Here is a 12,956-nt window from a genome sequence, read left to right as displayed (position 1 = left end):
CTAAGTCAAATAGGTTGTCGAAATATTTTATTGAATCCTCAACATAATTAAAATAGAAAGCATGCCATTTAGTAAAAGCTTTTCCCGTCAATTAAAAGATCTTGTTTTTCTTTATCGCAAACTGCAAAAGAAAAACCCTTTTGAATGGCATAGGCGCCATACTCGCCTTTTTTATTAATTGCCAAGAACCCAACCTGTATTTGTTTAGCTGTGTCGGGTTTCTTTTTAATAATGCGCTGTACGGCCTCTTTACAGGCAGCTTCGGGCGAGTAGCCCTGGCGCATAAGTTCGACTACCAAAAAGCTGCCTACGTTACGAATTACTTCTTCACCAACGCCGGTGGAGGTTGCGCCACCCACTTCATTATCTACGTATAAGCCAGCGCCAATGATGGGGCTGTCGCCCACACGGCCATGCATTTTGAAAGCCATACCGCTAGTAGTGCACGCGCCTGAGATGTTCCCTTTGGCATCAATTGCCAGCATGCCTATGGTATCGTGGTTATACTGATTACCGGGTAAGCCTTTGCTATTTTCGATATTGATAATAGGTTTGTACTCGGCTTTTTTGAGCCACTGTTTCCAGGCTCTTTCCGATTCAGGCAGCAATAATTTTTCTTTTTTAAAGCCTTGTTCAACCGCAAACTGGGTGGCACCTTCGCCAACCAGAAATACGTGCGGAGTTTTTTCCATTACCAATCGTGCTATTGTAATGGGGTGCGCAATGTATTCCATGGCTGCCACGGCGCCGCAGTTGCCGTTTTCGTCCATAATGCAGGCGTCCAGCGTAACATGGCCGTCACGGTCGGGATAACCCGATCGACCAACGGTGTGGTTAGTTAAGTCGGCTTCCGGTATCTTAACACCGGCCTCTACAGCATCCAATGCCCGACCGCCTTTAGAAAGTGTTTTCCAGGCCTCCTTATTTGCATCAACGCCAAAGCCCCAGGTAGAGATAACAATGGGATAGCCGGCGGCTTGCGGTGGGGCTAAGGGTTTTGCCGCAGCAATTTTATCTAACAATGACAAAGATGCTCCTGTGGCGGAGAGCTTCACAAACTTACGGCGGTTATACATAGGGGCTGAAGTAGTTGAAAGTGGTTAATATAGCAATTAACGTATAAATGTTAACCTTTGGCCAGGTAATGTCTCGTTAAAATTACCGTCGGTATAAGCCAAATGGCCCGATACCAACGTATGCCTGATAGAGGCTGGAAACGTTGTTCCTTCAAATGGGCTCCAACCGCATTTGTATAGGATGTTTTGTTTGGCAACCTGCCATGGCTTGTTCAAATCAACCAAGACAAGGTCGGCCCAATAGCCTTCACGGATGAACCCGCGCTTTTCAATCTGGAACAAGGTAGCCACATTGTGGGCTGTTTTCTCGGCTACTTGCTCTAAAGTGATTTTGCCTTGTTTATACATGGCCAACAGGGCCGGTAACGCGTGCTGCACCAGCGGGCCACCCGAAGGGGCTTGCAGGTAAGGTTGTGCTTTTTCATCGGCGGTGTGCGGTGCATGGTCGGTTGCTATTACATCTATACGGCCATCCAGTACGGCTTGTAATATGGCATCACGATCCTGCGCGGTTTTAACGGCTGGGTTCCACTTAATAAGGTTGCCTTTCGTGGCATAGTCCCCGTCACTAAACCAAAGGTGGTGTACACAGGCCTCAGCGGTTATCTTCTTGTCTTTAAGCGGTATTGTATTGTCAAACAGCTCAGTTTCCTTAGCTGTGGAAATATGTAGGATATGTAATCGTGCACCATGCTTTTTAGCCAGCTCTATGGCCATAGATGATGACAAGTAGCAAGCCTCAGCGCTGCGTATCTTGGGATGATATTCAATGGTGATGTTCTCGCCCATTAACTGTTTGAAATGCGCCAGGTTGTCTTTAATGGTCTGTTCGTCTTCGCAATGTGCAGCAATTAACATGGGCGATTGTGAAAACAGGTTCTCGAGTGTTTTAGGATTATCCACCAGCATATTACCGGTTGATGAACCCATAAAAACTTTAACACCACATACATTCAATACATCGGTCTGCAACACCTCGTCCAGGTTATCGTTAGAGGCGCCCATATAGAACGAGTAATTGGCCAATGATTTTTGGGCTGCTATATCATATTTATCTTGCAATAGTTGCTGTGTTATGGTGTTGGGCACAGTGTTGGGCATTTCCATAAAGGAAGTAATGCCACCTGCCACCGCAGCTCGCGATTCGGTATAAATATTGCCTTTAGCGGTCAACCCCGGTTCGCGGAAGTGCACCTGGTCATCAATACAGCCGGGTAGGAGGTAGAGCCCTTCGGCGTTAATCTCTTGGGTAGCCGCAGTATTGATGGTAGCATCAATGCGTTCAATATGGCCGTCTTTAACCAGCACATCGGCAACAGTTTGCCGGTTTTCGTTTACTATAGTTGCAGATTTAATAAGGATGGAAGACATGGCGTAAAGGTAACAACAAATGCGCACATGTAGTGAGTGAGTGCTGAAGCAGAATCCTGAGGTCCTAATAATCAAACCCCTCTTTCATCTGGTGCGCGGCTGTTGTAAAACATTCCCACAGTCAGTATTGTAAAAAGTTATTTAGCTTTTTGTTAGTAAGGTGAATGTTGTTAAGTGGCTTACTTACTGAAAGTTAATTTTTCGGAATCTCATTCAAGAGATTTAAGATAGAACTTGCGAACGCCCCTCTTGTAACTGGTTTTATGGTGAGTAGCGAAGATTGGGCGAACACACTAACAAAAAAAAGGCGCTCATGATTTTCATGAGCGCCTTTTTTTGTTAATTATTTTCTTATAAACCTGCTTTGGTAATGGCCATCGAGCTATCGGCAGGGTTGGCAAAATCAGCCACAAAATTTTCGTTCAGGTATTTGGATGTGTAGCCGTTTACATCGGCGTTTACGTAAAGCATGTTTTTGCCTTTTATTAAATCAATAATTTTATTTGATACCTCAGGCGATACTGCAGGGCAACCAAAGCTGCGGCCTAAACGGCCTAATTGTTTAATGGTGTTCTCGCAAACATAATCGGCAGCATGTAATACAACAGCGCGGGAGCGGGCATGTGAGTTAAATCCGGAATCCATGCCATCCAGGCGTAACGAACGGCCATGTTTACCGTAATATACGTCGTCGGTTACATAAAAGCCCAAACTGCTCTGGTGCGATTCATTACGATCCGAAAACTGAGTGGGCATATCTCCGCCGCTACCTTGTCCGTGAGCTACCCATGTGTTTAGCAACAGTTGTTTTTTAACCAAATCAACTATCCACATTCGTTTCTGAGTGCTTGCCTTATTGAAATCAACAATGGCAACCACGCTGCTTGATGTTGCCAGCTTACGGTTTTGCTTTAAATTATAGTATCCGGTAACCGCCTTTTGAAAAACAGGGTAATCTAACCCTGTGGTTTTTAAACCTGCAGATTGATAAATGTCAGATACGTAGCCTGCATAAGCACTGGTTACAGCGTTTGCTTTGGCTTCTTTTTTAGTTAATACAACTGCTTTTTTTACTGTAGCCGAACGCGAGCTCAAAATAGCGCTGGTTAAAATAACAAGCAAAGTGATGGCTAACCAAAATCTTCTTTTCATATGTCCGTTGATAGTTTTAATCATGGTAGTGCTTAAAAAGTCAACAGGCTTAAGTTGGAGGTTATAATTGTTTGTGATGTATTACAAATATAATCGAAACGCAGCCTTAATACGTCATCGTATTTTCATTTATATTAACCGGCGGTTAAGCAAAATGTTTAAAAATGAGTGCTTATTGCACCCACTTTACTTTTTCCTCCAGTGGTGTTTTACGTACGCCTTCGGGTTTTGTTTCGCTATAACCAAGGTACAGTATACCTAACACCTGGTCTTCGGCACCTAAACCCAAGTACTCTTTCATAATAGGTTTTAAAGTAGCACCTCCAGTGCTCCAAAAAGAGCCAATGTTTAAAGATGCTGCGGCTAACAAAATGTTTTGTATGGCACATGATGCCGCTGCAACCTCTTCCACAACCGGAATTTTAGACAACTCGCTGCGGTGCATAATAGCTACTACTACGTGCGATACATTGTTGCCCAGATTAGCCAGGTTAGTGTACGTAGCGGGGTTGAAGTTTCCGGCCTGTTCAGCAGCCTGCTTGTATAATTCGGCGTGTTGTTGAGTAAAGGTTAAAGGGTTTTCATATACCACAAAGCGCCATGGCTCAGTATAAGCATGGGTAGGGGCCCAATCGGCCAGTTCTAACAAGGCGGCTACCTGAGCATTGGGTATTTTCTGACCATTCATCGTACCTGGTTTAATGGTACGACGGTTTTTAATGGTTTCGGCTATAATAGTGAAATTTTGATCGCTCATAAAAATTCAATTTTGCTGTAAGGCAGCAAAAATAAGCGAATAAATGAAAAGCATAACACCTTTTATGGAAAGTACAAAATTTAATGGCACAGCTAAAGTGCTGACCCAAATATTGAGGAAATACGGCAGGCCTAAGAGATAACCAGTTCAGCATGTTTTTACAGAACAGGCTATTACGCGCAGATCATACTGGCACTGCCATAGGTAGGAGTCTGCTGAGAATCATGACGCAGCAGTCTGTTTCAGTTATCCGCAAGCAACCCTGCCTGTTAAGAGCCATTGTTTAATAAAGAGTTGAAGGTATACTTAGGGGTATAACCCAGCATAGTTTTAGCCTTATCGGTCACATACACCCGGTCAATGCTTTCCGGAAATTTCCATCCATTTTTTTTATAAAAGTCTTCGGCTTCTGGGTAGTGTTTTAGGATTATTTCGGTAGGGTTATGCTTCAACGTTATCAGTTCATTCTTCGAGAATGATGAACTGCTTGCTATATTAAAGACTTCGAATTCTTGGAAAGTATGCTGTAAAGCTAAATATAAAGCTTCTGCGCTATCACGTTCGTCCAGACCGCGATAAAGTCGGTGATTAGCCTCCAGGTTAGCTTCTTCGGGCAAAAAGCGGCCAACCCTGTATGCGGATGCTTGTACGCCCTCTCTGTAAAAGAAATCTTTGCACAACTGTTCAGCGGTCTGTTTGGTAATGTCATAAATATCGCGCGGTTGTTCGATCAATAATTCATCAACCCACACCGCCTGGTGAGGGCTAACCATCGCGTTGCCGTATATTGATGTTGTGCTGATATACAAAAATTTATTGATGCCCTGCTTGGTACAAGCGTTCAACAAATTGAGCGTTCCGTAAATATTGGTGTCTATAAATGCTTCCCTGGAGTAACCCAGATCATAGTGTCGGCCATGAATGGCTGCGGTATGGATAATAGCATCTATATGGCGTGTTGCCTCATGTACTTGTTCTTTAAGGTTTACATTTAGTAAAATGTCAGTCTTGACGCCAGGAACCAAGTCGGCACCAATTGCGTTATATCCGGCAGCTTTTAAACGTTGCATCACCACCGTACCCAATTTGCCTGATGAACCGGTGACTAAAATGTTCATTTCTTAACTTTTATAAGTGTATTTGGAAGCCAACAATATCTTGTGCTTTGCAAGGATAGTTGTGTTTAGCGCCAATTTAATTCTAGCATACATTACATATCTTTTCTAGGTGAGTAGGCTAAAGTTATTATTTGAAAAGGCGTATCTCTGTTTTGGGATAACAATTCTTTGTTTGGGAGGGCCTTAATGAAGTTACTGTTGTAATACTGCCTTTATGGTGCTCTTAAAAGATGGTAGCGTTGTTTGCCCCGTGCCAGTGGCTGAGTAGCGGATGATATGGCTTTTATCGGCCACCACGTATGATGGCATGTGATTAAGCTGGTAAGCATTGTATGCAGCGCTTGCCTGATTTAAAAATTGGGCGTATAAAAGGGGCTTCTCTTTCAGCTTGGCTTGTGCTACTTGCTTGCTGTCTCTGCTTATGGCTAAAACCACCAGCTCTTCTGGATTATGTATCTGTTTCAGAAAATCGTTAATATCGGCAAAACTTTCGGTGCAGGGCGGGCAGCCTGCACTCCAGAATATTAAAACGATTACCTTATTGTTCAGCTCGGCAGGTTTCATTACCTGCAATAACGGCATTACGTCCAGTTCCATGCCCTCCTGCAATTGCGGACTTTTAATAATAGTGAACTTCTTCATCATTGTGTACTGCCTGTTCTGCTCTTCAACGCTCAGGCGTTTTAAAAACTTTTTAGCAGCCGGGTCGCCAGGCATGCCGCCCTTAATTGTAACGGTATACTCGCCTGAGTTAAGTAGCCGCAGGTATTGATAATAATGTAAAGCCTTACCTTGCTCATCATAAACAACCTCGTTGGTATCCAAGCGTGTGCTGCTTTGAATGGTGCGTGTATAAGTACGGCGTACGGTATCCTGACCATAGGCACAAACAGTCATCATTGTTACCATACATAAAATGCTAAATACTTTCATGTGTGTTTGGCAGTAGGGTTATAATAAAAAAGGCCCTTATTTTAAGAAGGGCCTGTGCATTGTTTATTTTAATAAATAGCCGGATACTTAGCCGGGTTGGTGTCATGCATCATGGCATATACTACCTCTATTATGTCATCAACCGATGGTTTGGTGAAATAGTCGCCATCTGAGCCATAAGGGGGGCGGTGGGCCTTGGCGCATAGGGTTTTTGGTGCTGCATCCAGGTAATTATAACCGCCCTGGTTTTCCAATATATTTTGCAGTATATAAGCTGAGCCACCGCCCGGAACGTCTTCATCTACCACCAAAAGCCTGTTGGTTTTTTGCAATGACTTTACGCAGGCTTTATCCAGGTCAAAAGGGTAGAGGGTTTGCGGGTCAACCACTTCTATGTTAATGCCCAAGGTTTGCAGCTCAACAGCGGCTTCTTCCACAATACGCAACGTAGAGCCGTAAGATACTACTGTTACATCGGTACCATTTACTAAAACTTCCGCCTTACCCAGCGGCACGGTAAAATCGCCTATGTTTAACGGCAATTTTTCTTTTAAGCGATAGCCGTTCAGGCTCTCGATTACCATAGCCGGTTCATCACCCTGCAACAGGGTATTGTACATGCCGGCAGCCTGTGTCATATTGCGTGGAACACAAATGTGTATGCCGCGCAGGTTAGCCAGTAATGCGGCCATTGGTGATCCCGAATGCCATATACCTTCCAGCCGGTGCCCGCGTGTGCGTATAATGAGCGGCGCTTTTTGACCACCGCGGGTACGGTAGCTTAAGCTGGCTAAATCATCACTCAATACGGTTATAGCCCAAATCCAGTAATCGAGGTACTGAATTTCGGCAATTGGTTTAAGTCCGCGCATAGCCAGTCCCATACCCTGGCCAATGATGGTTGCCTCACGTATGCCGGTATCGGTGATGCGCAGGTCGCCGTATTTGGCTTGCAAGCCGGCAAAACCCTGGTTTACATCGCCAATGGCGCCAACATCTTCGCCAAATGCTACAATACGTTCATCACGCTCAAAAGCGGCGTCAAAGCAGGCATTTAGTATTTCGCGCCCGTCGAGCAGTTTTGCATCGGGCGAGAATTTAGCCGGTACCTCGGGCACATGCAGCGGAGATAGTGGGGTATCGGTAAACAGTTTAGAATTGAAACGCTCGCGGTTCAGCTCGTTCTCGCCGTTCAGCCAGTCAATCAAAGACTGCCTTTCGGGTGTGGTTTCGCGAGTGGTTAAACGAAGCACTTTGCGTACAGAGTTCACAATATCGCGCCGCCCCGGATCAACGCAGGCGCGCAAGCCGGTTGCAATAGCCGAAAGTTGTTGCACGCTGGAGTGCTGGGCAAGCTGTTCGATCAAAGCTGCGGCTTCTTCCAGTTCAGCCTTTATTTCGGCAGATAATTCGTTCCAGGCTTCGCGCTGACAGTTACGCACGTGCTTTTTAGCGGCCTCTTCTAACTCATCAAGTTCCTGATCATTTATAATGGCCGAATTGATCATCCATTTGCGCATTTGCAGCAGGCAATCGTGCTCAGCTTCCCAGGCCAAACGTTCGGCCGGTTTATAACGCTCATGCGAGCCCGAGGTGGAATGACCCTGCGGCTGGGTTATTTCGGTAACGTGTATAAGTACCGGTACGTGTTGTGTACGGCAAAGCTCAATGGCTATGGTATAAGTTTCGCACAGGGCAGGGTAATCCCAGCCGCGTACTTTAAATATTTCGTACCCGTTGGTGCCGTCTTCGCGCTGAAAACCTTTTAGCGCTTCGGATATGTCTTCTTTTGTGGTTTGCAAACTTGCAGGTACAGAAATAGCATAGGCATCATCCCAAATGGAGATAGCCATAGGCACTTGCAATACACCGGCTGCGTTGAAGGTTTCTAAAAATATACCTTCGGAAGTTGAGCCGTTGCCAATAGTACCAAAAGCAACCTCGTTACCATTAACTGAAAATTGCTTTAGCTCTTCGAGCTCCTTATTTTGACGATATAGTTTCGAAGCATAAGCCAAACCCAGCAAGCGGGGCATATGGCCGCCGGTAGTCGATATGTCGGCCGAGCAATTCATGGTTTCGGCCTGGTTTACCCAGGTGCCGTCGGGGTTGGCAAAGCGGGTGGCGTAATGGCAATTCATTTGCCTGCCTGCCGATGCCGGATCCTTTTCAATATCGGGGTGGGCATATAACTGCGCAAAAAATTCTTTAAGCGTGCTCATGCCGGTGGCAAACATAAAAGTCTGGTCGCGGTAGTAGCCGGCGCGCCAGTCGCCTTTTTTAAAGGCCTTAGCCATTGCCAGCTGCGCTACTTCCTTTCCATCTCCAAAAATCCCGAACTTGGCTTTTCCGGTTAACACCTCGCGGCGGCCCAGCAAGCTTGCCTGCCTGCTTTCATAGCCAATACGATAGTCTTCAATAACAATTTTTTTAAAATCGTTAAAGCTCAACTCGTGTTCCGTAAAATTGCCCGTAGCCGGTAGTGTGCTTTCTGGCATACATAATTTGTTTAGGCGGTAAAAATAAAAAATAATTGCATAGCTAATATGCGTAAAGCCCCTGCCTATTGTAACTTTTAAAACTATGCACGATTTTTGTTACTTGTTAAACTATTAAATTATATTTGTGTCTATAACCACAACACATATGAAAAAGATAATCATACTATTTGCCGTAATTCTGGGTTTGGGTATTACTGCATTTGCTCAGGACAGTCAAAAGGCTGAGTTTAAATTTAACGAAGAAAAACACGATTTCGGTAAAATTGCCAAAGGCAAACCGGTTACTACAGTTTTTTCTTTCACTAATGTAGGCGTTGAGCCGCTTATTTTGACGGATGTTAGACCAACCTGCGGCTGTACCATTGCCGATTATACCAAAGCACCGGTTAAAAAAGGTGAGAAGGGTACTATCTCCATCACTTACAATGCTGCAGTTGCTTCTCCATTCAGTAAAACCATTGTGGTTACCTCAAATGCCAAAACACCGGTAAAAAATCTGATCATTTTAGGTGAAGTGGTAGAGAGCGTTACCAACAGTAAATAATACATTATTACATAGTTTTAATAGCAGAGGCGCAAATTTTTGCGCCTCTGCTTGTTTACGGCCCTTTTTTGTAATTTTGCCCAATGCCAAGTATCTCTTTAAAGGGGCAGCATATGCCGGCCTCGCCCATACGTAAACTCACGCCATTTGCCGAAAAGGCTAAACAGGAAGGTAAAATAGTATACCATCTGAACATTGGTCAGCCGGATATTGAAACGCCCGAGGGCATGTTGAATGCGGTTAAGAACATCGACTTTAAAGTTTGGGCTTATACCGCATCTGAAGGTACGTTATCTTACCGAAAAAAACTTACCGAATACTATAACAAGCTCAACTACAGTATAGCTCCCGAGAACATTATTGTAACCACCGGTGGCTCGGAGGCTATTACTATTGCCATGATGGCCTGCCTTAACCCGGGCGACGAGGTGATTATTCCGGAGCCGTTTTATGCCAATTACAACGGTTTTGCCTGTCAGAGCGATATTGTGGTGAAGCCCATTTTGTCTTATATCGAGAATGGTTTTGCGCTCCCGTCTATTGCGGAGTTCGAGAAACTGATTACAGATAAGACTAAGGCAATCATCATTTGCAATCCTAATAATCCTACCGGTTATTTATACTCTAACGAGGAGATGCAAGCGTTGAAGGAATTGGTATTGAAGTATGATCTTTACTTGTTTTCGGACGAGGCCTACCGTGAGTTTTGTTATGATGGACGGGAATTTACTTCGCCCATGCACCTGAGCGGGCTAGAAGAGAACGTAATTGTGATGGATACTGTAAGTAAGCGCTACAGCGCCTGTGGAGCACGTTTAGGTTGCTTGATTACCAAAAACAAAGAAGTACTTAAGGCAGGTTTAAAATTTGCCCAAGCGCGCTTAAGTCCGGGTTTGGTAGAGCAAATAGCCGGAGAGGCTGCTGTGGATACACCCGATGCTTACTTTGAAACCGTAAATGAGGAATATACCCACCGACGCGATGTATTGGTAAATGCACTGAACCAAATGGACGGTGTGTTTTGTCCTAACCCGGGTGGTGCATTTTATGTAGTGGCTAAATTCCCGATTGATAATGCCGACAAGTTTTGCCAGTGGATGCTGGAGAGCTTTAGTCACAATAACGCAACCGTAATGATGGCCCCTGCAACCGGCTTTTATAGCACACCAGGTGCCGGCCAAAACGAGGTGCGCATGGCTTATGTACTTAACCGTGCCGATTTACAAAGCGCCATGATTTGCTTACAAGAAGCCCTAAAAGTTTACCCGGGCAGGGTAGAGGTGCAAGCGTAACAGAGAATTCACGACGCACGACTGCACAATTTTTACTACAAATAAATAAAAGCCACCTTTAGAGTGGCTTTTATTTATTTGTGAGGCTATTCTTCAGCTATCTCAGCAAGGTCTGTGGTTTTGCTGAGCGCCACAAAGTTTTCGGTCATAATTTCGGTAACAGCTTTTCTAACACCTGCTTTGTCCACAAAAGACCGGGTACGTAACTTGCCCTCAATGTAAACAAGGTCGCCTTTATGGAGCAACCTGCCGGCGCTCTCGGCCATTCCGCGCCACATTACAATATTGTGCCATTCGGTTACTTCAACCCGCTCACCATCCTTAGTTTGCATTTCTGTTGTTGCTAACGGAAAGCTTGATACGGTAATATTGTCGGCCAGGCGCCTTAAATCGGGGTTCTCACCCAAATGCCCTATTAAAATTACTTTATTTATTCCTGACATGTTGCCTTTTGCTGATGACGATAAATCTTATTAGTAAACAAAATGCAAGTGCCTGCAGAGGTGTGCATCAAAACACTTAAAGTAGTGTTTTTCAAAGGTGATTAATATGATGCTGTTGGTGTACTGTATTGCGGCGTTTTAGACACTGCCCTTAATGTAGTTGCCACATCGTAGGCCAGTGAATCGAGATTATAATGCTGTTCAACAAACCTTCTGGCCTTCCTTCCCATTTCTGCAGCGACCTCCTTGTTTTCCGATAAATAGTTTACGGCTTTTATACAGTCATCACTATTGCCGTATCCAATTTTAATTCCGAGCCCTTCTTTTTCAACATCAATAGGAAAGTATGGGTTATTGGAAGTGATTACTGCTTTTCCCAAAGCCATTGCTTCATATAAAGAGGTAAGGCCAACCGTATAGTTATGCTCGTTAGTACAAATGATTGTACAAAAGCTGTGATAGATCTCTTTAGATAGAAAGTTGTTTTGTGTTGCCAACCCATCTACAATTGATACTTTGATATTCGGTGCATCTTTACAGGCATCGGCCAATATTTGCTCATTGTTCATGTTGCCGTGCTGCCTTGTAGTGTAAATTCTCAACTTAGAGTTTGGCAGCTTTTCAAACGCCTTAATTAACGTCGGGAAGTCGCGGTTCTCTCTACCTGTAGAGCAGAAATAAGCTTCGTTTGCTGCGTTTGAGCTTTCCTGCTCTTTATTTATAATATTGTCATAATACTTTAAATCAGGTCCCCATTTTAGGCAGGTAAGTTTGTCGGGTGCTATTACGCCAGCTGCTTCAGACTCATTTACATGTTTTTCGGTAAACATCAGCATTTTATCAAAACCGCGGTAGTAAAACTGGAGCAGTTTTTTAACTATAAACTTATCTGTATTTTTCAGTGCACGGTGCTGCCATACCACTATCGGCTTGCTATACAGTCCCATACTTCTGAGCAGTACCAACAGTTCGAGTCCGTTAGCAGTTGCAGCGTACAGAGCATCGTAAGGTTTACTGGTGAAAATCAACTTTAAAGCAAGTTTCATTCCCCTGATCAGTCTGTTACCCATGGATGAGTCTTCGCAAATTGAAACATTGATGTTGTGCTTTTCCAATTCTGTTGCACCATAAAAATAGTGGTGTGGCAGGTTATCAATATCAGATGGCTTAAAAAAGCGATGGTAAAATTTAATGTTCATTGAGGGGTTCGATGTAATGGTTAACGTAATAGCATAAATGGAATGTAAGGCGGCAATTGTAAGACAAAAACGGCCCAAGTTTTTATATGAAGTTAGTGCGTTGAATCGTTCAACTTTTCGTTTGTAAAGTACTCTTTAACCAGTAGCAGCAGCGCCGTCACAACTGTATAAAACATTTTCATAACCGAAATGACTTTTCTAACGCCATTACTTCAAATTAAAGCAATAAGCTTATCACTCAGGTATACAGTTTAATTCACAATATACTTATGTGGGCCTTATACAGAGCACTTTGTGGGTAACAACCATAACACTTTACTACTTTAATTGATGTGATGCGCGAGGTGCATATAATTAAATTACTACCTATAATATTTCGCAGCACATGTATTGGGCCACTTAAATGTTTAGCAGATATTATTACCTGTAAGTACACAAGCTCATAAGGTATAGTACATAGTGTGTTTGCCTATTATGAAAAACTTGCTTGGTTTGAGTTGAACCTGTGTGTAGCTAAGCGAGAATATACATTATATCTGTACACATATTATTCGCAAGTACCTTAACCTA

The 12,956-nt window shown here is 43.9% G+C and carries 11 protein-coding genes; 2 read left to right on the top strand and 9 right to left on the bottom strand.

Annotation, left to right across the window (positions count from 1 at the left end; translation table 11 throughout):
* Positions 1 to 68 precede the first annotated feature (68 nt).
* The 7 genes from ABDD94_RS13785 to ABDD94_RS13755 form a co-directional block, all read right to left on the bottom strand.
* A complete protein-coding gene (locus tag ABDD94_RS13785; RefSeq protein ID WP_345952733.1) occupies positions 69 to 1,076 on the bottom strand; it encodes a N(4)-(beta-N-acetylglucosaminyl)-L-asparaginase in 1,008 nt (335 codons plus the stop codon).
* A 36-nt stretch (positions 1,077 to 1,112) separates the two neighbouring features.
* Positions 1,113 to 2,447 (bottom strand): dihydroorotase, encoded by a 1,335-nt coding sequence (locus ABDD94_RS13780; RefSeq protein WP_345952732.1) that lies wholly within the window; start codon positions 2,445 to 2,447, stop codon positions 1,113 to 1,115.
* A 351-nt stretch (positions 2,448 to 2,798) separates the two neighbouring features.
* Complete coding sequence (locus ABDD94_RS13775; protein ID WP_345952731.1) at positions 2,799 to 3,599, bottom strand: murein L,D-transpeptidase catalytic domain family protein; 801 nt, start codon at positions 3,597 to 3,599, stop codon at positions 2,799 to 2,801.
* A 172-nt stretch (positions 3,600 to 3,771) separates the two neighbouring features.
* Positions 3,772 to 4,356, bottom strand: coding sequence for a nitroreductase (locus ABDD94_RS13770; protein WP_345951511.1), 585 nt, complete (start codon positions 4,354 to 4,356; stop codon positions 3,772 to 3,774).
* 269 nt (positions 4,357 to 4,625) lie between these two features.
* Positions 4,626 to 5,474 carry an NAD(P)-dependent oxidoreductase gene (locus ABDD94_RS13765; protein ID WP_345952730.1) on the bottom strand — a complete coding sequence of 283 codons (849 nt, stop codon included), beginning with the start codon at positions 5,472 to 5,474 and terminating at the stop codon, positions 4,626 to 4,628.
* 192 nt (positions 5,475 to 5,666) lie between these two features.
* Entirely contained in the window at positions 5,667 to 6,407 is a 741-nt protein-coding gene (locus ABDD94_RS13760; protein ID WP_345952729.1) for a TlpA disulfide reductase family protein, read from the bottom strand.
* 68 nt (positions 6,408 to 6,475) lie between these two features.
* Entirely contained in the window at positions 6,476 to 8,905 is a 2,430-nt protein-coding gene (locus ABDD94_RS13755) for a thiamine pyrophosphate-dependent enzyme (protein ID WP_345951514.1), read from the bottom strand.
* Positions 8,906 to 9,053: 148 nt separating this feature from the next.
* Between ABDD94_RS13755 and ABDD94_RS13750 the strand changes: the two genes are divergently transcribed.
* Together ABDD94_RS13750 and ABDD94_RS13745 are read left to right on the top strand one after the other, a co-directional pair.
* Positions 9,054 to 9,452 carry a DUF1573 domain-containing protein gene (locus tag ABDD94_RS13750; RefSeq protein WP_345951515.1) on the top strand — a complete coding sequence of 133 codons (399 nt, stop codon included), beginning with the start codon at positions 9,054 to 9,056 and terminating at the stop codon, positions 9,450 to 9,452.
* A gap of 83 nt (positions 9,453 to 9,535) precedes the next feature.
* Complete coding sequence (locus ABDD94_RS13745; RefSeq protein ID WP_345952728.1) at positions 9,536 to 10,744, top strand: pyridoxal phosphate-dependent aminotransferase; 1,209 nt, start codon at positions 9,536 to 9,538, stop codon at positions 10,742 to 10,744.
* An 86-nt stretch (positions 10,745 to 10,830) separates the two neighbouring features.
* Here ABDD94_RS13745 and ssb read toward each other — a convergent pair whose 3' ends face one another.
* Both ssb and ABDD94_RS13735 read right to left on the bottom strand, forming a co-directional pair.
* Positions 10,831 to 11,187 carry a single-stranded DNA-binding protein gene (gene ssb, locus ABDD94_RS13740; RefSeq protein ID WP_345952727.1) on the bottom strand — a complete coding sequence of 119 codons (357 nt, stop codon included), beginning with the start codon at positions 11,185 to 11,187 and terminating at the stop codon, positions 10,831 to 10,833.
* Positions 11,188 to 11,288: 101 nt separating this feature from the next.
* Positions 11,289 to 12,386 (bottom strand): glycosyltransferase, encoded by a 1,098-nt coding sequence (locus ABDD94_RS13735; RefSeq protein ID WP_345952726.1) that lies wholly within the window; start codon positions 12,384 to 12,386, stop codon positions 11,289 to 11,291.
* Positions 12,387 to 12,956 lie beyond the last annotated feature (570 nt).

This window comes from Mucilaginibacter sp. PAMB04168, from assembly GCF_039634365.2.
Taxonomy (GTDB): Bacteria; Bacteroidota; Bacteroidia; order Sphingobacteriales; family Sphingobacteriaceae; genus Mucilaginibacter.
This window is presented reverse-complemented; position numbering and strand designations above follow the sequence as displayed.

What these genes read in the sequence shown, in the direction of transcription:
- ABDD94_RS13785 (WP_345952733.1), bottom strand. Translation starts at nt 1,076, where the DNA reads ATGTATAACCGCCGTAAGTTTGTGAAGCTCTCCGCCACAGGAGCATCT.
- ABDD94_RS13780 (WP_345952732.1), bottom strand. Translation starts at nt 2,447, where the DNA reads ATGTCTTCCATCCTTATTAAATCTGCAACTATAGTAAACGAAAACCGG.
- ABDD94_RS13775 (WP_345952731.1), bottom strand. Translation starts at nt 3,599, where the DNA reads ATGAAAAGAAGATTTTGGTTAGCCATCACTTTGCTTGTTATTTTAACC.
- ABDD94_RS13770 (WP_345951511.1), bottom strand. Translation starts at nt 4,356, where the DNA reads ATGAGCGATCAAAATTTCACTATTATAGCCGAAACCATTAAAAACCGT.
- ABDD94_RS13765 (WP_345952730.1), bottom strand. Translation starts at nt 5,474, where the DNA reads ATGAACATTTTAGTCACCGGTTCATCAGGCAAATTGGGTACGGTGGTG.
- ABDD94_RS13760 (WP_345952729.1), bottom strand. Translation starts at nt 6,407, where the DNA reads ATGAAAGTATTTAGCATTTTATGTATGGTAACAATGATGACTGTTTGT.
- ABDD94_RS13755 (WP_345951514.1), bottom strand. Translation starts at nt 8,905, where the DNA reads ATGCCAGAAAGCACACTACCGGCTACGGGCAATTTTACGGAACACGAG.
- ABDD94_RS13750 (WP_345951515.1), top strand. Translation starts at nt 9,054, where the DNA reads ATGAAAAAGATAATCATACTATTTGCCGTAATTCTGGGTTTGGGTATT.
- ABDD94_RS13745 (WP_345952728.1), top strand. Translation starts at nt 9,536, where the DNA reads ATGCCAAGTATCTCTTTAAAGGGGCAGCATATGCCGGCCTCGCCCATA.
- ssb (WP_345952727.1), bottom strand. Translation starts at nt 11,187, where the DNA reads ATGTCAGGAATAAATAAAGTAATTTTAATAGGGCATTTGGGTGAGAAC.
- ABDD94_RS13735 (WP_345952726.1), bottom strand. Translation starts at nt 12,386, where the DNA reads ATGAACATTAAATTTTACCATCGCTTTTTTAAGCCATCTGATATTGAT.